Origin of the sequence: Consotaella aegiceratis (assembly GCF_036541425.1) — a bacterium.
Classification (GTDB): Bacteria; Pseudomonadota; Alphaproteobacteria; order Rhizobiales; family Rhizobiaceae; genus Consotaella; species Consotaella aegiceratis.
This window is the reverse complement of sequence record NZ_JAZHFT010000058.1, coordinates 1-22439: the sequence shown is the minus strand read 5'-3', so window position 1 is coordinate 22439 and position 22439 is coordinate 1. Positions and strand designations below refer to the sequence as shown.

The 22439-nt window shown below is 66.5% G+C and carries 23 protein-coding genes, 1 pseudogene and 1 riboswitch; of the genes and pseudogenes, 7 read left to right on the top strand and 17 right to left on the bottom strand.

What is annotated here, in order from left to right; all coding sequences use genetic code 11:
• Positions 1-435: 435 nt before the first annotated feature.
• The 5 genes from eutC to SMD10_RS22920 all read right to left on the bottom strand — a co-directional run bounded on the left by eutC (position 436) and on the right by SMD10_RS22920 (position 5633).
• Positions 436-1209, bottom strand: a complete 774-nt coding sequence (gene eutC / locus SMD10_RS22940) for an ethanolamine ammonia-lyase subunit EutC (RefSeq protein ID WP_331688072.1) — start codon at positions 1207-1209, stop codon at positions 436-438.
• Between the two features lie 2 nt (positions 1210-1211).
• Entirely contained in the window at positions 1212-2579 is a 1368-nt protein-coding gene (locus tag SMD10_RS22935) for an ethanolamine ammonia-lyase subunit EutB (RefSeq protein ID WP_331688071.1), read from the bottom strand.
• A 129-nt stretch (positions 2580-2708) separates the two neighbouring features.
• The gene (locus tag SMD10_RS22930) at positions 2709-3761 is read right to left on the bottom strand and encodes a TRAP transporter substrate-binding protein (RefSeq protein WP_331688070.1); all 1053 of its coding nucleotides are present in this window, start codon (positions 3759-3761) and stop codon (positions 2709-2711) included.
• A gap of 46 nt (positions 3762-3807) precedes the next feature.
• Positions 3808-5127 (bottom strand): TRAP transporter large permease, encoded by a 1320-nt coding sequence (locus tag SMD10_RS22925; protein ID WP_331688069.1) that lies wholly within the window; start codon positions 5125-5127, stop codon positions 3808-3810.
• Positions 5124-5633: a TRAP transporter small permease subunit gene (locus tag SMD10_RS22920; RefSeq protein WP_331688068.1), complete on the bottom strand. Its 510-nt coding sequence runs from the start codon at positions 5631-5633 to the stop codon at positions 5124-5126. The genes SMD10_RS22925 and SMD10_RS22920 overlap by 4 nt, the downstream gene beginning before the upstream one ends.
• Positions 5634-6339: 706 nt before the next feature.
• On the opposite strand from SMD10_RS22920, the gene SMD10_RS22915 reads away from it, so the two are divergent.
• Positions 6340-7041, top strand: coding sequence for an AzlC family ABC transporter permease (locus SMD10_RS22915; RefSeq protein WP_331688067.1), 702 nt, complete (start codon positions 6340-6342; stop codon positions 7039-7041).
• Positions 7034-7381 (top strand): AzlD domain-containing protein, encoded by a 348-nt coding sequence (locus SMD10_RS22910; RefSeq protein WP_331688066.1) that lies wholly within the window; start codon positions 7034-7036, stop codon positions 7379-7381. Before SMD10_RS22915 ends, SMD10_RS22910 begins: the two co-directional genes overlap by 8 nt.
• A 10-nt stretch (positions 7382-7391) precedes the next feature.
• On the opposite strand, the gene SMD10_RS22905 is transcribed toward SMD10_RS22910, so the two are convergent.
• From SMD10_RS22905 to SMD10_RS22890, 4 genes are all read right to left on the bottom strand, one after another.
• Positions 7392-7955, bottom strand: a complete 564-nt coding sequence (locus SMD10_RS22905) for a biotin transporter BioY (protein WP_331688065.1) — start codon at positions 7953-7955, stop codon at positions 7392-7394.
• A complete protein-coding gene (locus tag SMD10_RS22900; protein ID WP_331688064.1) occupies positions 7895-8620 on the bottom strand; it encodes an energy-coupling factor transporter transmembrane component T family protein in 726 nt (241 codons plus the stop codon). The genes SMD10_RS22905 and SMD10_RS22900 overlap by 61 nt, the downstream gene beginning before the upstream one ends.
• On the bottom strand, positions 8617-9297 hold the full coding sequence (locus tag SMD10_RS22895; protein ID WP_331688063.1) for an energy-coupling factor ABC transporter ATP-binding protein: 681 nt from the start codon (positions 9295-9297) through the stop codon (positions 8617-8619). Before SMD10_RS22895 ends, SMD10_RS22900 begins: the two co-directional genes overlap by 4 nt.
• 324 nt (positions 9298-9621) lie before the next feature.
• Positions 9622-10050 carry a hypothetical protein gene (locus SMD10_RS22890; protein WP_331688062.1) on the bottom strand — a complete coding sequence of 143 codons (429 nt, stop codon included), beginning with the start codon at positions 10048-10050 and terminating at the stop codon, positions 9622-9624.
• 223 nt (positions 10051-10273) lie between these two features.
• Between SMD10_RS22890 and SMD10_RS22885 the strand changes: the two genes are divergently transcribed.
• The 5 genes from SMD10_RS22885 (at position 10274) to SMD10_RS22865 (ending at position 14814) form a co-directional block, all read left to right on the top strand.
• Positions 10274-11071 (top strand): (Fe-S)-binding protein, encoded by a 798-nt coding sequence (locus tag SMD10_RS22885; protein ID WP_331688061.1) that lies wholly within the window; start codon positions 10274-10276, stop codon positions 11069-11071.
• Entirely contained in the window at positions 11068-11604 is a 537-nt protein-coding gene (locus tag SMD10_RS22880; RefSeq protein ID WP_331688060.1) for an O-acetyl-ADP-ribose deacetylase, read from the top strand. Before SMD10_RS22885 ends, SMD10_RS22880 begins: the two co-directional genes overlap by 4 nt.
• 27 nt (positions 11605-11631) lie before the next feature.
• A complete protein-coding gene (locus SMD10_RS22875) occupies positions 11632-13062 on the top strand; it encodes a LutB/LldF family L-lactate oxidation iron-sulfur protein (protein ID WP_331688059.1) in 1431 nt (476 codons plus the stop codon).
• Entirely contained in the window at positions 13059-13742 is a 684-nt protein-coding gene (locus SMD10_RS22870; protein ID WP_331688058.1) for a LutC/YkgG family protein, read from the top strand. The genes SMD10_RS22875 and SMD10_RS22870 overlap by 4 nt, the downstream gene beginning before the upstream one ends.
• Positions 13743-13977: 235 nt before the next feature.
• Positions 13978-14814, top strand: coding sequence for a carbon-nitrogen hydrolase family protein (locus SMD10_RS22865; protein ID WP_331688057.1), 837 nt, complete (start codon positions 13978-13980; stop codon positions 14812-14814).
• Between the two features lie 172 nt (positions 14815-14986).
• Here SMD10_RS22865 and SMD10_RS22860 read toward each other — a convergent pair whose 3' ends face one another.
• From SMD10_RS22860 to SMD10_RS22825, 8 genes and pseudogenes are all read right to left on the bottom strand, one after another.
• Complete coding sequence (locus tag SMD10_RS22860) at positions 14987-15973, bottom strand: TRAP transporter substrate-binding protein (protein ID WP_432757304.1); 987 nt, start codon at positions 15971-15973, stop codon at positions 14987-14989.
• Between the two features lie 26 nt (positions 15974-15999).
• On the bottom strand, positions 16000-17811 hold the full coding sequence (locus SMD10_RS22855) for a TRAP transporter large permease (protein WP_331688056.1): 1812 nt from the start codon (positions 17809-17811) through the stop codon (positions 16000-16002).
• Positions 17804-18607 (bottom strand): bifunctional hydroxymethylpyrimidine kinase/phosphomethylpyrimidine kinase, encoded by an 804-nt coding sequence (gene thiD, locus SMD10_RS22850; RefSeq protein ID WP_331688055.1) that lies wholly within the window; start codon positions 18605-18607, stop codon positions 17804-17806. Before thiD ends, SMD10_RS22855 begins: the two co-directional genes overlap by 8 nt.
• A complete protein-coding gene (gene thiE / locus SMD10_RS22845; protein ID WP_331688054.1) occupies positions 18604-19266 on the bottom strand; it encodes a thiamine phosphate synthase in 663 nt (220 codons plus the stop codon). The genes thiD and thiE overlap by 4 nt, the downstream gene beginning before the upstream one ends.
• On the bottom strand, positions 19253-19993 hold the full coding sequence (locus SMD10_RS22840) for a hydroxyethylthiazole kinase (RefSeq protein ID WP_331688053.1): 741 nt from the start codon (positions 19991-19993) through the stop codon (positions 19253-19255). Before SMD10_RS22840 ends, thiE begins: the two co-directional genes overlap by 14 nt.
• Positions 19990-20943, bottom strand: a complete 954-nt coding sequence (locus tag SMD10_RS22835) for an ABC transporter substrate-binding protein (protein WP_331688052.1) — start codon at positions 20941-20943, stop codon at positions 19990-19992. The genes SMD10_RS22840 and SMD10_RS22835 overlap by 4 nt, the downstream gene beginning before the upstream one ends.
• Positions 20944-20999: 56 nt before the next feature.
• Entirely contained in the window at positions 21000-21731 is a 732-nt protein-coding gene (locus tag SMD10_RS22830; RefSeq protein WP_331688073.1) for an ABC transporter permease, read from the bottom strand.
• Positions 21732-21825: 94 nt separating this feature from the next.
• Positions 21826-21931: riboswitch (TPP riboswitch) on the bottom strand.
• Positions 21932-22307: 376 nt separating this feature from the next.
• Positions 22308-22439: pseudogene (locus SMD10_RS22825) on the bottom strand (IS5/IS1182 family transposase); the annotation flags it as partial.

Genomic DNA, 22439 nt, shown 5'->3' with positions numbered 1-22439 from the left:
AAAGCGCCAGTCGATCGCCCGCCCGAGCCGGACCAGCGCGTGGTGCGGGTCGACGATCTGATCAAGCCGAGCCCGGAACAGATCGCTCTGCCCGCTGTCCCGCCGCTCCTTCGGACGCATCGAAAAGCTCCCCGATCACCGATCCGGGAACCAGTGAATCACGCCCGCAGCGCCAACGCAATTTGCAAGTTTATCAGCCCAAAAATGGCTCAATCCTGCAAAAGGGAATTCTTCGCCAACCATGATCCGGAAGCCTTTTCAAGGGCTTCCCAATTCTTCACGGGTGACTACCTCGTCAACTCAGGATATGGTCCAACCTAATCCCATCCCGCTCTAGCGCAGGATCGCCACCAAGGAGCACGAGCAATCGCATTCGATTCAACTTATGCGAGATTTCCCTCAAACAATTGAGCGATTTCGCAATTTTTGCGCTGATCAGTCGGGCTTGCCACCCTCGGCCAACGAATTCGGCGCTTCCCTGAGGCGCACGCCGCTGATCTGCTGCACCTTGGCGCGCATCGCCAAGTCGGCGATCTTCGCCGCGGCAAGGTCCGGCTTGAAGCCGCCCGCGCGGATGTTCGACACGCAGTTGCGCTCGGCGTCGCTGCGCCCCGGCTTCGGCGCGTGGGTGAGATAGGCGCCGAGGCTGTCGGACGCCGACAGGCCCGGGCGCTCGCCGATCAGCATCAGGGCCGCCTCGGCCCGCAGCGCCTCGCCGATCGGGTCCGACAGCGCCACCCGCCCCTGTTCGGCGATCACCACCGGCGCGAAGCGCCAGTCCGCCGGCAGATGCTGGACGACTGCCGCCGCCGTCTCCGCCGCATAGAGGTTGACCGCGCGCGCCGACAGGCCGTCGGCGATGACGATCACGAGGTCGAACGGTCCTTCCTTGATCGCCGCCAGCTCAACGCGCGAGTCCTCCGCCAACCGCCGGCCGAGGTCGGGCCGGCGCAGATAGGTGGCCCGGTCGGGAACCTCGCTGCGGACCCTGACGCTCGGCAAGCCTTGCCGCGACAGTCGCTCGGCCACGTCATCGACGTCGAAGGCGGTGTGCACGGCGTCGCGCGCCTTGGCATGCGCCTCGGCGAAGTCGAGATGGGCGGCGGTCGGCAGGCCGGCGCCGAAGCGGCCGAGACCGATCCGGGCCTCGGTGTGACGGCGCAACGGCGACAGCGGATGGGCCGGGACGGCGGGCTTGTCGTCGGCCATGGTCAGACGCTCTCCAGCCATTTCGAACGCGACAGCAGGTCGCCCGACCGCGCCTCGCCCGGTGGCAGCAGGCTGCCCGCCTCGTTGAAGATGCCGACCGTCTGGAGCCACACCTCGAACTCCGGGGCGGCGCGCAGGCCGAGAACCTGCCGGAGATAGGCGGCGTCGTGGTAGGATGTCGACTGGTAGTTCAGCATGATGTCGTCGCTGCCAGGAACGCCCATGATGTAGTTGCACCCCGCCACGCCGAGCAGGGTCAGCAGCGTGTCCATGTCGTCCTGGTCGGCCTTGGCATGGTTGGTGTAGCAGACGTCGACGCCCATCGGCACGCCAAGCAGCTTGCCGCAGAAATGGTCCTCCAGCCCGGCCCGAATGATCTCCTTGCCGTCGTAGAGATATTCCGGGCCGATGAAGCCGACGACGGTGTTGACCAGCAGCGGGTCGAAAGCCCGTGCCACGGCGTAGGCGCGCGCCTCCATGGTCTGCTGGTCGATGCCGAAATGGGCGTCGGCCGACAGCGCCGCCCCCTGCCCCGTCTCGAAATACATGGCGTTCTGGCCGACCGTGCCGCGCCTCATTTCGGTGGCCGCCTGCGTCGCCTCGGCGAGCATGGACAGCGTAATGCCGAACGACGCGTTCGCCTTCTGCGATCCCGCGATCGACTGGAAGACGAGATCGACCGGCGCCTTGCGCTCCATCGCTTCCATGGCGGTGGTCACGTGGGCGAGCACACAGGATTGCATCGGGCAATCGAGCCTGAGCCGCAGCGTCTCGATGAGGTCCAGCAACTCGACCATCGACTCCAGACTGTCGGTCGCCGGATTGATGCCGATTACCGCATCACCGCAGCCGAAGAGCAGGCCATCGAGGATCGAGGCGGCCACGCCCTTCGCATCGTCCGTCGGGTGGTTCGGCTGGATGCGCACCGACAGCCGGCCCGGCAGGCCGACCGTGGTGCGAAAGGCGGTGACGACCGGCCGTTTCCGGGCGATGGCGATCAGGTCCTGGTTGCGACAGATTTTCGAGACGGCGGCGACCATCTCCGGCGTCAAGGCCCATTTCAGGTCGGCGATCGCCTTGGGCGTCGCGGCTTCCGACAGCAGCCACTCGCGGAATTCGCCGACCGACCAGCCGGCAATGGGCGCAAAGGCTTCGCCGTCATGCTGCTCCAGGATCAGCCGGCTGACATCGTCCTCGTCCGGATCGATCAGCGGCGTTTCCAGGATGTCCTTGAGCGTCACCTCGGCCAGGCGCCGCTGCGCCTTGACCCGCGCCTCCTGGCTTTCGGCAGCGACCTCGGCCAGGAAATCGCCGGAGCGCGCCGGGCTCGCCCAGGCCATGAGTTGCTTCAGATCGGCAGGCGCGGTCATGCCGGTCTCCTTTTTTCAGGCCGACGCCGGGACATCCGCCGCCCGCCACGCGGCGAACCGGCCGGGCGGACGGCCTCCGCGTTCTATCGCGGACGGCGCGTCGCGCCCAGCTTAACCGATCCGCTACGATCAGGCGCCGCCGTAGCGGTAGGGCGGGCCGGCCTTGCGCATGGTCTCACGATACTCCTTGAGGATCTTGACGACACGCGCGTTGCGGTCGCTCTGGGCGGCGATCTCATCCCAGAACTTCAGCCCCTCCTCCTCGACCTTGTCCCATTCGGATTCGGGAATCGAGGTGAGTTCCATCTTGCCGCCGGTGGTGCGGTAATGCGCTTCGCCCCACCAATACCAATACTGGCGGTGGTAGTGCGACATGTCCATCGACATGCGGAACAGCGTCTGCAAATGCTCCGGCACCTCATTCCAACGCTCGGTGTTGGCGAAATAGGAGCCGATCCATGCGCCGGAAATGTTGTTGGTCAGATAGTAGTCGGTGACGTCGGCCCAACCGACCGTATAGTCCTCGGTGATGCCCGACCAGGTGATGCCGTCGAGCTCGCCGGTCTGCAGCGCCACTTCGACGTCCTCCCAGGGCAGCGTCACGGGAACGACCCCGAAGCGCTGAAGGAAGCGGCCGGCCGTGGGGAACGTGAAGACGCGCTTGCCCTTGAGATCTTCCAGGCTGCGGATCGGCTGCTTGGTGGCGAAGTTGCAGGGATCCCAGGATCCGGCCGACAACCAAGTGACGTTCTCGACCTCGCTATAGGCTTCTTCCCAGATTTCCTTCAGACCGTACTGGTAGAAGAGCGTCGGCACATCGAGGCTGTAACGCGAGGCGAAGGGGAAATAGCCGCCGAACACCGACACGTCGACCGGCGCCGCGATCGAGTCGTCGTCGCTCTGCACGGCATCGATCGTGCCGCGCTGCATGGCGCGGAACAGCTCGCCCGTCGGCACCAGCTGATCGGACGTATAGAGCTCGATCTCCATCTCGCCGTTGGCCGCCTTGTTGAAGGCGTCGATCGAAGGCTTGATGACGTGTTCCGCCAGCGCCGGGCCGGCATAGGTCTGGAGCCGCCAGCGGATCGGCGACTGGGCCTTGACGTGCGGCGCCGCCAACGAGGAGGCCCCGGCCACCCCGGCGATACCGGCCGTCTTCAGAAATTTGCGTCGGTTCGTCATGCTGTCGCTCCTTGGCTCGAGGTTGAAACCGTTTCCTGCGGGGAGGTCATCCGTAGTATTGTTGGGGAAGCCACAGGGCGATCTGTGGAAAAGCCGTGACGATCGCCAATGCCAGGACCATGACGATCACGAACGGCACGATCGATCGATAGATATCGCTGAGAGAAACCTCCGGCGGAGCCATCGCCTTCATCAGGAAGAGATTGTATCCGAAGGGCGGAGTCATGTAGGCGATCTGGCAGGTGATCGTATAAAGCACGCCATACCAGATGAGATCGAAGCCCAATTCTCCGACCAGCGGAATGTAGAGCGGCGCGACGATGACCAGCATCGCGGTGTCGTCGAGAAACATGCCCATGATGATGTAGGAGATCTGCATCATGATGAGGATTTCCCACGGGCCGAGGCCCCACTTGTCGAGGAACAGCGACTCGATCGCCCGCACCGCGCCCAGGCCGTCGAAGACCGCGCCGAAGCAGAGCGCCGCCAGGATGATCCACATGAACATGCAGCTGACGCCGAGCGACTTCTCGACGGTGTCGTGCATCACCTTGGCCGTCAGCCGGCCGCGCACCAGGGCGGCGATCGTCGCCGACACGGCGCCCACGGCCGAACTCTCGACCAGGCTGGTGATGCCCATCAGGAAGAGCCCGGTCATGAAGAAGAAGATCACGAGCGGGATGATGCCGGCGCGCAGCAGCTTGATCTTCTCGCCCCAGCCGACCTGCCGCTCCTCCTTGGGCAGGGCGGGTCCCATCTCGGGTTTGAGCCAGCACCGCACGACGATGTAAAGAACGAACAGCCCGGCCATCAGCAGGCCCGGAAAGACACCGGCCAGCCAGAGCTGTGAGACCGGCTGGCGCGCGATCATGCCGTAGAGCACCAGCACGACGCTGGGCGGCACCAGAATGCCGAGCGAGCTGCCGGCCTGGATCACGCCGGTGACCATCACCTTGTCGTAGCCGCGTCGCAGGAGTTCGGGCAGCGCGATGCTGGCGCCGATCGCCATGCCGGCGACGGAGAGTCCGTTCATCGCCGACACGATCACCATCAGACCGATCGTGCCGATCGCGAGGCCGCCGTGCAGCGGCCCCATCCAGACATGGAACATGCGGTAGAGATCGTCGGCGATGCCCGATTCCGACAGCATGTAGCCCATGAAGATGAAGAGCGGCAGCGTCAGCAACGGATACCATTTCATCAGCTTCATGGCCGCGCTGAAGGCCATTTCGGAGCCGCCGTCGCCCCACAAGAGCAGGGCCGCCGCCGCCGCGACGAAGCCGATGGCGCCGAAGACGCGCTGCCCAGTGAGCAGCATCACCATCATCGAGGCGAACATCAGAAGAGCGATGAGTTCGTAGCTCACGGCAGCGGCTCCCCGAGCACCAGCGCCAGGTCCTTGAAAAAGGCCGCGATCGCCTGAAGCAGAGTGAGGACAATACCGATCACCATGACGATCTTGATCGGCGCCATGTACGGCGCCCAGGCCGAATAGCTGCGCTCGCCGTATTGCAGCGCGTACTGGGTGCTGGAGATGCCGCCCCAAAGCAGCATGATCAGGAAGAAGATCAGGAAAAGGGCCGTCACCAGGTCGACCGCGGCGCGCGTCCGCGGCGACCAGCGTCCATAGAGAAGGTCCATGCGGACATGGTCGCCTGTCTGAAGCGCGTAGGCGCCGCCCAGCAGGAAATAGGCGACCATGAGGAACTGCGCCGTTTCGAGCGTCCAGGCCGGCGGGATGAAGAAGGCTTGCGCAACCGATGAATAAAGGAGAACGCCCATCATCGCGAAGATCAAGTACATCGCCGCCTTGCCGACCCACCGATTGAACCGATCGACGACGCGGACATAGGTAACGACCGCCTTTGGCATGAACCCTCTATTTTACGGGATAGGAAATCGCACCGAACGGTTCGGCGGCACGGATCGATACTCGCGTCACGATTGCCGTTCGCGACCGCGGCCAATATACCGAGAAGCCTCGGGCTTCCGGGAGACTATCCGTCGCAAAGGCCCAGAGACCGTTGCGCCCCCGACAGCCTTGTCTTGCCCTTCCATCGTCGAGCGAAGGATAGACCATCGCCCAGATGGAACGCCGTCACGCACCTGCACGCATACACCTGATCGATATCGGAAGATCCAAGGAAGCCTCCTGAAAGATGGAGTCATCCTTTTCGGAAAATCTCCGGTCGTCAAGAACGTTACACAAAGGACCGAATTTAAGACTGCATATGTACTATGCAATCTTTCATTTATTATGATAACTATATAGGCAGCTTGCCACATTAATAAGCGACACCAACGAGCAGCCATCAAATCGTCACACAATTCCCTGCCCCGAAGCGGGACCGAAAAGCAATTTTTTGCTTATAAATCATTCACTTGTTTTAACTGCCTTAAATTTAGTCGACACGACCCGAAAAAGGCGGTGCGGCACGCCGCCTCAGTGGTCGGAGGACGCGCTCGATTGCCTCATCCGCCGCACCGGAGCCTTCGCGAACGGAGCGGAGCCGCTTGCCGGCATCGACCGGATCGTGTTCGATCGGCCTTCCGTGCGCCGCTCCAGAATCGTCAGTTCATGAAAACCCTGCGCCTCGTTCTTGCCGACGCCAGTTCGGTGGTCGTCACCATCATGGCCATGTTCATGGGGGTCGGTCAGTTCAGTGCCGAGGGCGGCTTGAGCGCGCTCCAGACGGGGTTGATGACGGCGTTGACGGTATCGGGTCCGGCCCAGGCCGCGGCAGCGCAGATGATGGCCAGCGGCGGCGCGTCGAGCGGCCTGTGGCTCGCCGCCATCATGACGGTGATCGTCGTCAATCTGCGTTTTGCCGTGCTGACCGCCTCCGTCCTGGCGCGACTGCCCGATGTCGGGCGCCTTCGCAGTGCCCCTGCCATCAGCCTGATCACGGCCGGCTCGTTTGCCGTGGTTCTGCCGCGCCTGATGAGCGACCGGGTGCCGCAGCGCCCCGTCTTCTACTGCGCCCTCGTCACCACGATCTGCACCAGCTCGGCGGTGATCGGCGCGCTCCTCGGCCACGGGCTCGCGGGGATCGTCCCGGCCGCCATCGGTCTGGCGCTGTCGGCCATCATCCCGGTCTATTTCGCGACGCTGATCGCCCGCATGGTGCGCCATCGCACTTTGATGGCCAATGCGGCGGCCGGGGCGATCCTGGTGCCCTTGGCCGCGCCATTTCTGGGCAGTTTGACGCTGCTCGTCGTGCCGCTCGTCATAGCGGCCGTCAGCTTTCTGGTCGAGCGCAAGGGACGGCACGATGCATGAGGCGATGCTCCCGCAATGGCAGATCTGGGCCATCGTCTTCGGTGGCGGCTTCGGCACCTTGGCGGTGCGGCTGGCCCCGCTGATCCTGGGTAACGCGCTGTCGGGCGAACGGACGCGTGCCTTCTTCGAACGGGCCGGCTACGGTGTGCTCGGCGGCATCGTCGCCACCGGGGCGCTGAAGGCCGGCCAGGCGAGCTTCACCGGGCCGCCGCTCGCCGGCCCGGTGATCGCGCTCATGTGCGTCGGCGTCGCCTTCGGCCTGGCCGCCTGGCGCGGCGGCACGCTGCTGCCGACGCTGGCGGCCCTGGCTCTTTTCGTTCTGGCCGACACGCTGATCTGACGGACGGCGCTTAGGCGGGCTGGTGGATCAGCGGATAGCTGCGCTTGATGGCAACCGCGACGATCGCCGCCATGCCGGCCTTGACGAGGTCGCCCGGAATGAAGGCGGCGGAGCCGGTGGTCGCCTGCCAGAGCGACAGATGGGCATTCACCGCCACCCAGGGAATCCCGATCGCATAGAGCACGAGGATGCCACCGATCACCGAATAGGCAAAGGACGAAACCACGCTGAGCTGGCGCCAGCCCCATTCATGCAGCGCGCCGGTCACGCCCGCCGCCACGATCCATCCCAGGATGAAGCCCGCGGTCGGCCCGGCGAAGATCCCCAGCCCACCGCGGCCGCCCGGCAGAAGCGGCAAGCCGACGGCGACCAGCGCCACGAACAAGAGCATGGACAGCGCGCCGCGCTTCGCGCCCAGAATGGCGCCGGCCAGCATCGGCCCCAGCGACTGCGCCGTGATGGGCACGCCCAACAGCGGAATATGGAGTGGCGGGAAGATCGCGAGCGCCGCCATCAGCGCAGCGAAAAGCGCGATATAGACGATGTCGCGGGTCGTGGTTTCGGATCGGAACATGACAAACTCCTGGAACCGGGATCGGGAGACCGGGAAGCGTGCTCCGTGACGCCGTCGCCCTCGTCGCCCGCCGAGCGGGCTTCGATGGCATCGGCGACGTCGCTCGCCGTCTTCAAGGTGCGCACGATCAGCGGCAGGACCATCGCCAAGGGTCGACTGCCGAGGCCGCGCGCCTGCTGGGCTTCTCGGATCTGTCTCGCCTGTTCACCGATCACCGGAATAAAGCGAAGCGCCAGGGAAAATGCCAGCCCCACCTTGGCTGGATTCACACCCAAACGCGCGAACGGCGCCAGCGCCTTTTCGATCGCCGCGATCAGCGCGTCGCTGCGCGTGGTGAGCGTCACCAGCGCGGCAAGAAGCACCAGGACCGCGATCCGAAGCACCACCAGGACGCCGAGCGCCCAGGATTGCAGAAGCGTCTGAACGACGAACAGCACCGCGAGAACCCAGGCCAGCGGCCGCAGCTGACGCAGGCCGTCGCGCCAGGTCAAGCCTGCCAGACCATAAAACAGACACACGACGGCGAGCGCCGCGGCCATGATCCGCCAGTCGTCCACGAGCATCAGCCCGGTCCCGGCCACGGCGACCGCGAGCAGCTTCCAGCCCAGCGGCAGGCGGTGGACGACCGAATGGGACGCGGCACCGGGCCGAGGCGCGGCGATCACCGCATCCGCTCCACATAGGCGGAGAGCGCTGCCGACGGGCTGTCGTCGACGACCACCCGCCCCTCGTCGAACACCAGCACCCGGTCGAAGTCCTTGATCAGCGACAGATCGTGGGTCACGACGACCGCCGACTGCTCGAGCGCGCGAATGACGCCCGCGACCTTGCGGGCATTGCGCAGGTCGAGCAGCGTCGTCGGCTCGTCGAAGACGATGCAGTCCGGCCGGGTGACCAGCACACCGGCCAGCGCCAGGAGCTGCTTTTCGCCGCCCGACAGCGTGTGCGAGGCGTGGTGGCGCAGATGCTCCAACCCGTAGAGCGCGAGAACGTCGTCGACCAGCGCCTCGCGCTCCCCGCGCGGCAGCTTTTGTCCTTTCAGCCCGAAGGCGACGTCCTCCTCGACGATCGGAAAGACGATCTGGTTGTCCGGGTTCTGGAAGACGAAACCGACCTTGCGACGCACGGCCTTGGCCGACCGCGCCGTGTCCAGTCCGTCGACCAGTACCGTGCCGCTCGACGGCGCCAGCAGCCCGTTGAGCAGCCGGGCGAACGTGCTCTTGCCAGACCCGTTCGATCCGACCACGCCGATGCGGCGTTCGCTGAGCTTCAGGTCGAGGCCGCGCAGCACCTCGTGGTCCTCGAAGCGATGATGAACCGAGCGAAGCTCGATCGTCGTCATACGCACGTCCCGACTGAAGACGCCTCGTCCGGGCGCCGGCGCCCGCTCCTATCACGAAGCCATGGGGATCATGAAGACCGGCTGCACCGGCCTTGCTCTGCGCAGGACGCAACGGCCCGGAGGACATGCGGATGATCGCGAGTCCCGACAAGGGCTTGCGGCCCGTCGCGACCATTCGGCTCGAAACCTGATCAAATGGTTGGCCGATTGCCCACGGCGCTGACAATTCGATTCACGCATCGATCCTTGCCGATTGTTATTGCTGGTCTTTCTCCTTGGGTATCATCATTCGGTCCCGAGTGCCCGCCGGCACCGGCGTGATGTCTACCGATAGATAATTGCGCAGGTCATCTGCACGCCTGCGTGATCGGTGAATGTGTTGCTGTTCACGATTCGATAAGGGTTCTGCGTTTCCCCGCTCAGGGGAATGTCGGCGATGATATGATCCAGTTTGGTCGTTTCTCCGAACACCCAAAGCCAACGATAAAACGGCGGCGGCCCCGAGAATGGCACGACAGTCAATTTGAACAGAATGGAGCTTGCCGACCGCTCTTCGCAGTCGATGGCAGTGGCGTAGGCTTTACCGCCCTGCATCCGGCTCTCGACGAAACGGCTTAGCTCATACTCGGTAAGCCAAGGCGTCTGGCCCTCGTCACTCTGAACCTGAGGTGTCGATACTCCTTCACTGACGCAACCAGAGGCAGCAAAAATAGGCAGAGCGGTCGCCACCAGCGGCATCCAGTTATGCTTCATTGTCCTGGTCACCTCCCCTGACGTAAAATTCAACCACAGATCGTGTCGATACGGCAATGCCGTTTTTCGGCTAGGAACGATCGGCGATCGGCGCCCGCTTTTCGTCGAACGCCGGCCCCGCGCGATGATCGGGAATTGGCCTTGCCTTTCATGGGGCAGTATGGTGCACCCGCACGATGGCCGGCTGCGGTCGGCCGGGAGGAAGCGCAGGTGGAGTGGCGTCATGAATTCTGAAAGCGGAGCGGTTGGGCTTGGACATGCGGCCGACCGCCCGCGGGTCGGCCTGTTCGTCACCTGCCTGGTGGACCTGTTCCGTCCGACCGTCGGCTTTGCCGCGATCAAGCTGCTGGAAGATGCCGGTTGCCGCGTCGAGGTGCCGGAGGGCCAGACCTGCTGCGGCCAGCCGGCCTACAATTCCGGCGATCGTGCCGACACCCGGGCAATCGCCAAGCAGGTGATCGCCCTCTTCGAACAGTATGACTACGTCGTCGCGCCGTCCGGGTCTTGCGGCGGCACGATGAAGAAGGACTATCCGCAGCTCTTTGCCGGCGACCCGCAGTGGGAAGGCCGCGCCAACGCCTTCGCCGACAAGGTCTACGAGCTGGTGAGCTTCCTCACCGACGTGCGCGGCGTCACCGCGGTCGAGGCCGAGGTGAAGGCGACCGTCACCTATCACGATTCCTGCTCCAGCCTGCGCGGACTGGGCGTCAAGGCGCAGCCGCGCCAGCTGCTGGCCAGCGTGGAGGGACTGACGCTCAAGGAAATGGCCGACACCGAGGTGTGCTGCGGCTTCGGTGGCACGTTCTGCGTCAAATATCCGGACATCTCCAACGCCATGGTCGAGAAAAAGGCGCGAAACGTCCAGGCCAGCGGCGCCGACATGCTGCTCGCCGGCGATCTCGGCTGCCTGATGAACATCGACGGCAAGCTGAAACGCGATCGCCTGCCGGTCGAGACGCGGCATGTGGCCGAAGTGCTGGCCGGCATGCTCGATACCCCGCCGATCGGAGGCAAGCTATGACATCCCTTTCCTGGCACGATACCGACATCGAGGTGATCCAAGGCGACATCACCACTCTCGAGGTCGACGCCATCGTCAACGCGGCCAATGAGAGCCTGCTCGGGGGCGGTGGGGTCGACGGCGCGATTCATCGCGCCGCCGGGCCGAAGCTTCTGGAAGAATGCCGCACGCTCGGCGGCTGCCCGACCGGGGACGCCCGCATCACCAAAGGCTACGACCTGCCGGCGGCCCATGTCATCCACACCGTCGGGCCGGTCTGGCGCGGCGGCCAGCACGGCGAGGAAGCGCTGCTGGAAAGCGCCTATCGCAACAGCTTCGCGCTCGCCCGCGACAACGACGTGCACTCCATCGCCTTTCCGGCGATCTCCACCGGCGTTTACGGTTTTCCGAAGGACAAGGCGGCGGAGATCGCCGCCTCGGTCGCGCTTTCGGCCGCCGAGGCTGGCGGTTTTTCGCGCATCGTGCTCTGCTGCTTCTCCGAGGAGGACGCGGCCATCTATGGGCGCGCGCTCGACGAGGAAGCCGACAGATGACCCCGGCGAAGGACGCACGCTAGCCTCATGCAGATCACCTCGCCGACCTTCAAGGCCAACACGACGCAGGCGCTGGCCGACGCCGCGCTGCAGCGCGCGCTCGCCCATGTGCCGCTCGGCTTCATCGACAAGCGCGCCAAGGCGGCCGAGGCTCTGCCGGAGTTCGATGCGCTGCGCGACGCGGCGGTGGCGATCAAGTCCCACACGCTGAAGCACCTCGACCTCTATCTGGAGGCCTTCACCCAAAAGGTCGAAGAGGCCGGCGGCGTAATTCACTGGGCCGAGGACGCGGAGGCCGCGCGCCGCATCATCCTGGAACTGGCCCGCAAGCGGAATGCCAGGACCGTCACCAAGTCGAAGTCGATGATCTCCGAGGAGATCGAACTCAACGATTTCTTCGAGCAAAACGGCATCCAGCCGATCGAGACCGATCTCGGCGAATACATCATCCAGCTGCGCGGCGAGCATCCCAGCCACATCATCGCGCCGGCGATCCATGTGAACCGGGACCAGATCGAGGAGGATTTCCGCCGCGTCCACACAGCTCTCGATCCGAACCGCGATCTTTCCGATCCGCGCTCCATGCTGGCCGAGGCGCGGCAGATCCTGCGGCGGCGCTACGGCGAGGCGGATCTCGGGCTGACAGGCGCCAATTTCCTGGTGGCCGAGACCGGCTCCGTGGTGATCGTCACCAACGAGGGCAATGCCGACCTGACCCAGCTTCTCGGCAAGTGCCACGTGGTGCTCGCCTCGATCGAGAAGGTGGTGCCGACGCTGGAGGATTCGGCCGCGCTTCTGCGCGTTCTCGCCCGTTCGGCGACCGGCCAGGACATGTCGGTCTACACGACCTACGCCACCGGTCCGAAACGGTCCGACGACCCCGACGGGCCGGAGGAGTTCCACGTCGTGCTCCTCGACAACGGCCGCTCATCGATGCTCGGCACTGAGTTCGAGGATATGCTGCGCTGCATCCGCTGCGGTGCCTGCATGAACCATTGCCCGGTCTACCAGAGCGTCGGCGGCCATTCCTACGGCTGGGTCTATCCGGGACCGATGGGTGCGGTGCTCACCCCGTCCCTCATCGGCGTCGACAAGGCCGGCCATCTGCCCAACGCCTCGTCCTTCTGTGGGCGCTGCGAGGAGGTCTGTCCGGTCCGCATCCCGTTGCCGAAGATGATGCGGCACTGGCGCGAGCGCGAGTTCGAGCGCCATCTGCAGCCCAAGACCATGCGCTGGGGCCTCGGCGCCTGGGCCTTCGCGGCGCGGCGCCCGAAGCTCTACCGGATGGGCGTTTCGCTGGTCATGCCCCTGCTCGCCAAGCTCGCGGGCAGGAAGCGGCGCTTCGCCGCGCTGCCGCTCGCCCATGGCTGGACCAAATGGCGCGACCTGCCGGCGCCCGAGGGCAAAACCTTCATGCAGCAGTGGAATGCCCGGCGCGACGCGGGAGCCGCCCGATGACCGAGAGGCGAGAGGCCGGCGCCGCGATCCTGAGCCGCATCCGCCGCGCCAATGGCGGCGGCGACGGTGCCGACGAGGCGCGCCGCCGCGCGGTTGCGGAGCGCCTGTCGGGTCATCCGCAGGGCGTCGTCCCGGCGCGCGGCCAGCTGCCGCTGGAAGATCGGATCGCCCTCTTCCGCGCCATGGCCGAGAAAGCGAGCGCCACGACGGAGCGCATCGAAAGCTGCGATGCCCTGCCCGAGGCGGTGACCGACTGGCTGCGCCGCAACAACCTGCCGGCGGAACTGAAGATGAGCGGTGATCCGCGCTTCGCCGATGCGCCCTTCGACAGAACCGCCCTCGCCATCACCACGGGCGCGACGGACGGCTCCGATCTCAACGCGCTGTCGCACGCCGACGGGGCGGTGGCGGAAAGCGGTACGCTCGTGCTCCTGTCGGGGCCAAACAACCCGACCGGCCTCAACTATCTGCCCGACAACCACATCGTGGCGCTGGCCGCTCGGGACGTCGAAGGCGCCATGGAAGCGATCTGGCCGAAGCTGCGCGCCGCCTACGGCGACGGCCTGATGCCGCGCTCGGTGAATTTGGTAACCGGTCCCTCGCGCTCCGCCGACATCGAGCAAACGCTGCTGATCGGCGCGCACGGCCCCCGCGCGCTCCACATCATCATCGTGGGTTGAGCCGCATGGCCGGCCAAGGCAAGTTCTCGTGTCGTCATCGACGGCTCAAGTCGAATGATCCGCCCCGCCGAGTAGCTTTCGACCCATTGCCGACGTTCGGGCCGTGTCTAATGGACGACTAAGGTAACCTTCGAAAGGTGTGCCGTACTGATTTCCCTAGCGTCTTTTCCGTTGCTGGCCGCAGCCTTTACGACGACCCTGCTCGTGTAAGGAATCACCGCCAAGAGGATCAGTCTTGAAGATCGCCGCCGCGCAAACCGTTGTTTCGAGAGATGTGCGGGCCAACGCCGCAACCATTCGCCAGATGATCACCGACGCGGCTGCCGGCGGCGTGCAGCTGATCGTCTTTTGCGAAGGCGCGCTTTCGGGTTATGCGAAGGCGCAGATCGCCAGTCCCGATGACTGGGCGTCGTTCGATTGGGCGGCGCAGGAGGCCGAACTGCGCGACATTGCCGCGCTTTGCGGGCAGCGTGGCATAGCCGCCGTCGTGGGCGGCGCGCATCGGCTCACCGTGACGCCGCGGCCGCACAACAGCCTATATGTGTTCTCGCCTTCCGGGGCGTTGCAGACGCGCTATGATAAGCGGTTGCTCTCACACAGCGAGGTCAGCGGCTGGTACACTCCGGGCTCAGAGCCAATCACCTTCGCGATCGGCGGCTACCGGTTCGGCTGTGCAATCTGCATCGAGTCGCAGTTTCCGGAGATTTTTGCCGAATACGAAGAGATGGGCGTCGATGCCGTGCTCTTCGCCTCCTACGGCATGCCGGAGCATTTCCAGATCGCAATGCGCGCGCATGCGGGATTGAACTGCATTTGGATCGCCGGCGCCACGGTCGCGCAGAATGCGCACAAAGGCCCCGCCGGCATTGTCGGACCGGATGGCGTGGTTTCGGCGGCCTGTCCAGCCGTGGCGGAATTTGGTTTTGCCGTGGCGACCCTCGACCGTGATAATCCGGCCTATGATGTGCCGCTGAACAAGGCGCGGCCCTGGCGCGCCAAAGCGCGGGCAGGAGATATCTATCGCGAGCGGTCGGTCGATGATCCGAGAAGCGCGCGCCGAGGCGAGTACTGAGCCGAGCGTGTCCGATCTAAGCCGCTACGTCCGCCATCCACCCTCTCGGGCTCGTGGCGGTCGCTGGACGGTTCGAGTTTGGTCGTTCTCGCGACACTGGGAAGCGTCGGCTCCCACGCTTTGACACGGGAGACAAAGGCGCAACGATCGTCGGCGCTCCGGCCGCCCCATGTCACCCCTCCCTGTGGATCGCCTCGATGCGCTCCAGGCCGCCGAGGTCGGGGGCGACCGTCTTCCAGACCTTGCGCGCACCGGCCACCCAGGCCTCGCGGTCCTCCGGCTGGACCACCTCGCCGCCGGCTTTCCTCGCCAGCTCCATGGAGCGCGCCTCGTCGTCCTTGATCATCTCGTAGAAGAGTGCCGCGCCCTCTTCCGCAGCAGCAGAGAGAACCTCCTGCTCCTCCTCCGTCAGACCGTTCCAGAACGCCGCCGAGAAATAGACGACGCCCGCCGCCCAGATGTGGGCGGTCTCGGTCAGGCACGGCACCACCTCATAGAGATGGAACCCGGCATAGGCCGACTTCGTCAGGTCCATCGCGTCGACCACGCCGTTGGCGAGCGCGTTGTAGGTCTCGGGGATGGGAATGGCCGTCGGGTTGGCTCCGTAAGCGCTCCACAGCAGCTGATGCAGCGGGCTCTGGATGACGCGGATGCGCACGCCTTCCATCTCCTCCGGCCGGCGCACCGGCGTCTTGGTCAAAAGATGCCGAGCGCCATAGATGATGAAGCCCGGCGCGACAAAGCCCTGTTCGGCAAGCTTGCCTTGGATTGCCTGCCCGCTCTTGCCCTTGGCGGTGCGCATCAGGTGGTCGGCGTCGTCGAACAGGAATGGCAGGTCGAACAGTTGGGTTTCCGGCACCCAGGTCGAGAGCGCCGACAGGGTGGACAGGCTTGCCTGGATCGAGCCGAGACGGATGCCCTCCGCCACCTCCTTTTCGCCGCCGAGAGCGGCGTTGGCGACGATGCGGAAGGAAAAACGGCCCGGCAGGCGCTCCTCCACCCGGTCGCGGATGTGGTGCCAGATCCGCGTCTCCGGCTTGTCCTCGCCGAGCAGCGAGGCGACGGTGACGGTGCGCGGCGCGGCCGATGCGGAGCGCGCGAGACTGGTCATGGCGCCGGCGACGGCCAGCGCGGTGAAATGGCGGCGGGTGATCGGCATGGATGCGGTCTCCTTTCGAAGCGGTGTCACGGGACGCGCCAGGCGGCAAAGACGGTGAGGATGCCGAGCCCGGCCAGAAGCCAGGCCACGAGCGGCAGTACGGCGCGGAAGACGCGGAACGCCGGCACGCCGGACAGGCGCGCGGCGACATAGACGAGAATGCCGACAGGCGGCGTCAGGCCGCCGATCATCAGGTTGACCACGAGCACGATGCCGAAGAGCACCGGGTCGATGCCGATGCCGGTCGCCACCGGCATCAACAGCGGCGCAAACAGCAGGATCGCGGCGCCGATATCGAGGATCGCGCCGACAGCTAGAAGCACGAAATTGGCGAGGAGAAGCACCGCCAGCGGATGAGCAAGGCCGCCGAACAACCCTTGGATCAAGCCGCCGACATCGTCGATGGCGAGCAGGAAGGCCAGCGGCGCTGCGCTGGCAATGAGCAGGCCGACGGAGGCGGCTTCCCGACCGGCCTCGGCAAAGGCGGCCGCGACGCCCCGCCCCCTGCCGCCGACAAGAGCGACGACCAAGGCATAAGCCGCCGCCATCGCCGCCGCCTCGGTGGTCGTGACGATGCCGAAGCGGATGCCGCCGACGATGACGAACACCAGCCCGAGCGCCGGCAGTGCGCGGGTGAAAGCCGCGCCTCGCTCGCTTGGCTCCGCACGCGGTCCGCCCGGCACGGTGCGCGAGGCGAGATGCAGCCCAACAGCCAGAAGCCCGGCCAGCAGCAATCCGGCGACCAGCCCCCCGGCGAACAGAGCGGCTACCGAAAGATCGGTCGCCAGCGCCAGGATCAGAAAGGCCACCGACGGCGGCACGATGTTGGGCAGCACGGCGGTCGCCGCGACGATCGCCGCGGCCTTCTCGGGCGCATAGTCGGCCTTGACCAGACCCGGCGCCAACACCTTGGCGCCGAAGGCGGCGTCGGCAATGGACGAGCCCGAGAGGCCGGAGATCATCAGGTTGGTGACGAGCGTGGTCTGCGCCATGCCGCCGCGCCAATGGCCGACCAGGCTCGCGGCAAAGCGCACCAGCCGGTCCGCCAGACCGCCGGCCGTCATGAGCGATCCCGCCAGCAGGAAGAAGGGCACGGCCAGAAGCAGGAATTTCTGGATTCCCGCCATGGCGTTCTGGGCGATGGCCGGCTCGGGCAGCAGGCTGCCGAAGGGGATCGCGAACGAGGCGCCCGCGATCAGCGCATGCGGCAGCGGCGCGCCCAGGACAAGCGCGACGAGCGCGAAGCCGCCGGCCAAAAGGCTCGGTCGGGCGATCGGCAGCACGGAACCGATCTGCGAAAACCAATAGAGGCCGCAGCCGAGCGCAATCGCCAAAAGCCCGGCTGCGGACCGCTCGTCGCGGACGGCGTGGAGCAGCATCAAGAGCAGGGTTGCGGCGGCGCCCGCGACGACCGGGGCAAAGCGCCAGGCCTCCGGCAGGCCCAGCGCCACCGACCGGCCGCCGATGCCCTGCATGACGGTCAGCGCGCCGGAGGCGAGCACGAGGACGGCATGGACCGCCACCGCGTCGGCGAGAGTGTCGACGACGCTTCGAAGACGCGGGGAGGCCGACGCCGTCAGAAGATCGAGGCGCATCGCCTGCGCTCGGTTCGAGATCAGCGGCAGCCCGAAAAAGACCAGCGCCCCGTGCAGCCAGAGCGCCGCCTCGTCCGCTCCGAGGATCGAGGTGCCGGCCAGATAGCGCGCGCCGACGGCCGCGAGCACGACGGCCAGAAGCGCTGCCAGCAGACCTCCGACCGCGAAGAGGCAACCCCGCTCGACGCCGATCGCAAGCCGCCCGGCGATGGACATCGGCTCGCGCGCCAGAACGCTATCCACCGGGCCACCAGGCATGGAAGTGATGCACCGGGCCCCGCCCCGCGCCGACATCGAGTTCGGCCGCGTGGTCCAGCGCCGCGGTGAGATACATCTTGGCCGCCTCGACGGCGTCCTCCAGCGAGAGCCCTCGGGCGAGACCGGCGGCGATCGCCGCCGACAGCGTGCATCCAGTGCCGTGATCATGGGTCGTCGCCACCCGGCGGGCCGCAAAGCGCCGAACGCCGTGTCCGTCGAACAGCAGATCGACGCTGTCCGCGCCGCCCAGATGACCGCCCTTGATCAGCACGGCCCTGGCGCCCGCCGCCAGGATGATGTCGGCCTGCCGCGCCATCTCGACCTCGTCCCCGGCAATCGGACGGCCGGAGAGGATCGCCGCCTCTGGCAAGTTCGGCGTCGCCAGCAGCGCGCGCGGCAACAGCAGGTCGCGCAGCGCCTCAACCGCATCGTCGGGCAGCAGCCGATCGCCGGAGGTCGCCACCATCACCGGATCGAGCACGACCTGTCGACCGAACCGTTCCAGCCTGCCGGCGACCGCCTCGATGACGGGAGCGCTGGCCGCCATGCCGATCTTGATCGCGCCGACGTCGAGATCGGAGAGCACGGTATCGATCTGCGCGGCGACGATGCGCGGGCTCAGGACTTCCACGTCGGCGACGCCCAGCGTGTTCTGCGCGGTGATCGCCGTGATCACGCTGGCGCCGTAGACGCCAAGCGCCGAAAAGGTTTTCAGGTCCGCCTGGATGCCGGCGCAGCCGCCGGAATCGGACCCGGCGATGGTGAGCGCGATGGCGGTCATGAGCGTTTCCTCGTCAGCGCGGCGTCGATCGCCTCGCGGAACGCCGTGGTCGCGGCCCGCGCATCGTCGGCCTTGAAGATCGCGGAGATCGCCGCGACGCCGTCCGCCCCAGCCGCGATCACGGCGGGCACGCGGCCGAGGTCGATGCCGGCAATGGCGCCGACCGGCAGGTCCGGCCGGATAGACCGGATCCTCGCGACCAGCCGCTCCAGCCCGTCGATCCCCACCGGCGGGTCGGGGTTGTGCTTGGACAGGGTCTCGAACACGCCGCCGACACAGGTATAGTCCGCCGGCGCGGCGATCGCCTTGTCCGCATCGTCCTCGCTCTTGACGGTGACGCCGATGATCGCGCCGGGACCCAGCAGCCTGCGGGCGGTCTCGGCGTCCATGTCGTCGCGGCCGAGATGAACACCCGCCGCACCGGCCGCGAAGGCCACGTCCGCGCGGTCGTTGACGACCATCGGCACGCCGGTTCCGTCCAGCGCGGCCAGGATCGCCCGCGCCCGCTCGATCATCTCGCGGGTGGAGCCGTGCTTGTCGCGATACTGGATCAGCGTCGCCCCGCCCTCGGCGGCCTGCCGGGCCAGCTGCGCCAGGCTGTCGGCGCCCAGCGCGTCGGTGTCGACGATGGCATTGAGACGATAGTCAACGCTCGGCATCGACGAGCCTCCCCCGTTCAAGAAGGTCGGACGGCCGCACCGCAGCCAATGCGTCGAGAAGGGCGATCGCGAAGGTGCCCGGCCCCTTCGCGGTCTCGGCGGCCATCTCGGCCGCGACGCCGTAGACGAGGAGAGCCGACGCCGCGCCCCCCAGCCGATCGGACGACACGGCCATGAATGCGGCGATCAGCGCGCCGCCCAGACAGCCGGTGCCGGTGACCTGCGCCATCAGCGGGTGGCCGTTGGCGACCGTCAGCCGCCTTCCGTCCAGAGCGAGCCTGTCCTGCGCTCCGGTGGTGATGGCCACGGTTCCTGCCGGTGGTCCCGGCATCAGCGCCATCTCGGCCGCGTTGCCGCGCACCACGGCGGGCCCGCGCGCCAAGAGCCGGCTGGCGAAATCGAGGCGCGAGGGCGAGCGATCGCAATGGACCGGATCGAGCGTCCAGGGCACGCCGGCCGTCTCGGCCGCCGTCAGCGCCAGCCGAATGGCCGCCCGTCTCGGGGCATCCAGCGTCCCCAGATTCACCAGCAACGCATCGGCGCTCGCGACGAAGCCGGCCACCTCCTCCTCGCTGCCGGTCATCGAGGGGTGGATGCCCAGCGCCGTCAGGCCGTCGGCGGTAAACTTCTGTACCACGCTGTTGGTCAGGCAGTGGACGCGCGGCGCCCTCTCGCGCACGGCGGCGAGCAGCCCGGCGGCGTCTTCGAGCGAGGCTCGCGCGGTCATGGCAGTTCCACCGCGACGTCGTCGACGGCCGGCGCTTGCGGGATCAGCTTCGCCTCCGCCAGCATGGCCCCGAAGCGCTCGTAGCGGCCGCGATCCAGCGCCGCCGGCCGCTTGGCGAAGCGCGGCAGCGTGTCGGTGAAGGCCTGGCGGTTCAGCTCGTCGTCGAGGTCCGGATAGGCCTCGACGAAGGTGGCCCACGCTTCGTCCGGATGGTTGGTGAGCCAGATCGCGCCGCGCTCCACCGCCGTCAGGAAGCGCGGCAGGCGGTCGTCGCCGACGAGGTCGTCATGGGTGACGAAGATCAGTTCGTCATAGGCCGGCACGCCGTGCTCTTCCGGATAGAAGGCCTTACCCTCGGCGCCCTCGATGCGCATCTGGGTCAGCTCGAAATTGCGGAAGGCGCCGACCGTGGCGTCCACCTTGTCGCCCATCAGCGAGGGCGTCAGGGCGAAGTTGACGTTGACCAGCTCGACATCGTCGAGCGACAGCCCTTCGGAAGCGAGCATCCGCCCCAGCATCACTTCCTCGAAGCCCGAGACGGAATAGCCGACGCGCTTGCCCTTCAGATCCGCCAGGCTCTTCACCGGGCCATCGGCGAGCGTCATCACCGTGTTGAGCGGCGTCTCGACCAGCGTGCCGAAGCGCTTCAGCGGCAGGCCGCTCGCCCGGTCGAGATAGAGGTTCGGCTGATAGTGCACCGCGATCTCGGCCTGCTTGGCGGCGACGAGGCGCGGCGGCGCGGAGGGGTCGGACGGCGCCACCAGCTCGACATCCAGCCCCTCGTCCTCGAAGAAGCCCTTCTCCTTGGCGATCACCAGCGGGGCGTGGTCGGGGTTCACGTACCACTCCAGGAGCACGGTGAGAGGGTCGAGCTCCGCCGGCTGCGCGGCGGCCGGCCCGGCGGCTCCGGCCAGCGCGAGGCCGACGGCAAGGACAAGACGGTGGAACATGACAACAGGTCCTTTGGCGGGAGTGTGGTTGTTCGATGGGGCGGGTCGCATCCGGGTCAGCCTTCCCTGGCCCAGGGGACGAGAAGCCCGCCCAGTTCGTCGACCAGAAAGCGCAGGGCGAGCGTGAGAACCGCCAGGATGAGCAGCGCGGCGAAGAGGATGTCCGTCTGCATCCGGGCGTTCGCCTGGATCATGATGAAGCCGAGCCCGCCCGAGGCGCCGACCCACTCGCCGATGACGGCGCCGAGCGGCGCCAGCGGCGCGGCGATGCGCAAGCCGGAGACGAGCGCCGGCAGCGCCAGCGGGATGCGGATCGAAATGAGGATACGGGTGCGCCCGGCGCCCGACAGCGCCGCGGCTTCCAGGATCTCCGGCTCGGTGCGCCGCAGCCCGTCGGCGAAGTTCGAGGCCACGGGAAAGAAGATGATCAGCCCGGCCATGACCACCTTGGAGGCGAGCCCGAAGCCGAACCAGAGAACGAGCAGCGGCGCGATCGCGAACACCGGCAGCGCCTGCAGGACCACCACGGCCGGCCACACCAGCGCGGCAGCGCCGGGCACGGCGGCGGCGACCAGCGCGGTCAGAATGCCGGCCAGCGAGCCAAAGATCAGCCCGAGACCGATCTCGCCCAGGGTGAGCGCCGCGTGGTGGGCCAGAAAGTCGCGCCGCGCGATCAGCGTTTCGGCGACGTCCAGCGGCGCCGGCAGCAGGAAATGCGGCGGCGCGAGCAGCCAGACGGCCCCCTGCCAGATCACCAGAAGCACCAGAACGCCGCGCGCGACCGTCAGCGCGACACGACGTGCCCCGGCCCCTTTCGCCGGACGCCGCGAAGCGCCCGCCGGCCAGCGGCGGATCGTATCAAAAGCCCGTGTGGGGAAAGGTGGCGCGCGCAAATCCCGTTCCTACGCCGGTATGACCCGGATCAGGTTCAAGGGTTCGGCGATCACGCCATCTCAGCGCCTCAAGCGGCACACCCCTCGGATTGACGCGCACCATGGAACTGCCCCGGAGGATTGTCAACGGCGCGGGGGAATTGGCTGCTCGGCGCCCTTGTCGGTCGTTCCCATGGCGATCGCGTAACCTCCAGAGCCGACATACAGTCCGTTCTTTTTGCCGCCAGCATAGAGCCCGACAACCGTCTGTGTCGCGAATGCCGCGGCCGCGACGTAAGTCCTTTTGAGCCCCGCTAGCAATATGGTCAGATTCGGAACATACAGTGATTCATTTGCTAAAGATGTAGTTAGTTAGATTCGGGACGAGCATCCTGTGGGCATATCAACGGACGAACTCATCGGAAATTTGAAAAGCCTGGGCGGCCAAGTCGCCGGAGGCGTGCGCCCGACGCCTAAGTGTCCGATTCAAAACTAAGCAGATGAATTAGCGAGCCTTGCGACGCGGCGAGCGAGGAGTTGGACCGAGGCGAGGAACAGCCATGCATTGGCAGATGCGATGGTCTGCTCGAAGTCCTTGGCAAGCCGTCGATTGCGATTGAGCCA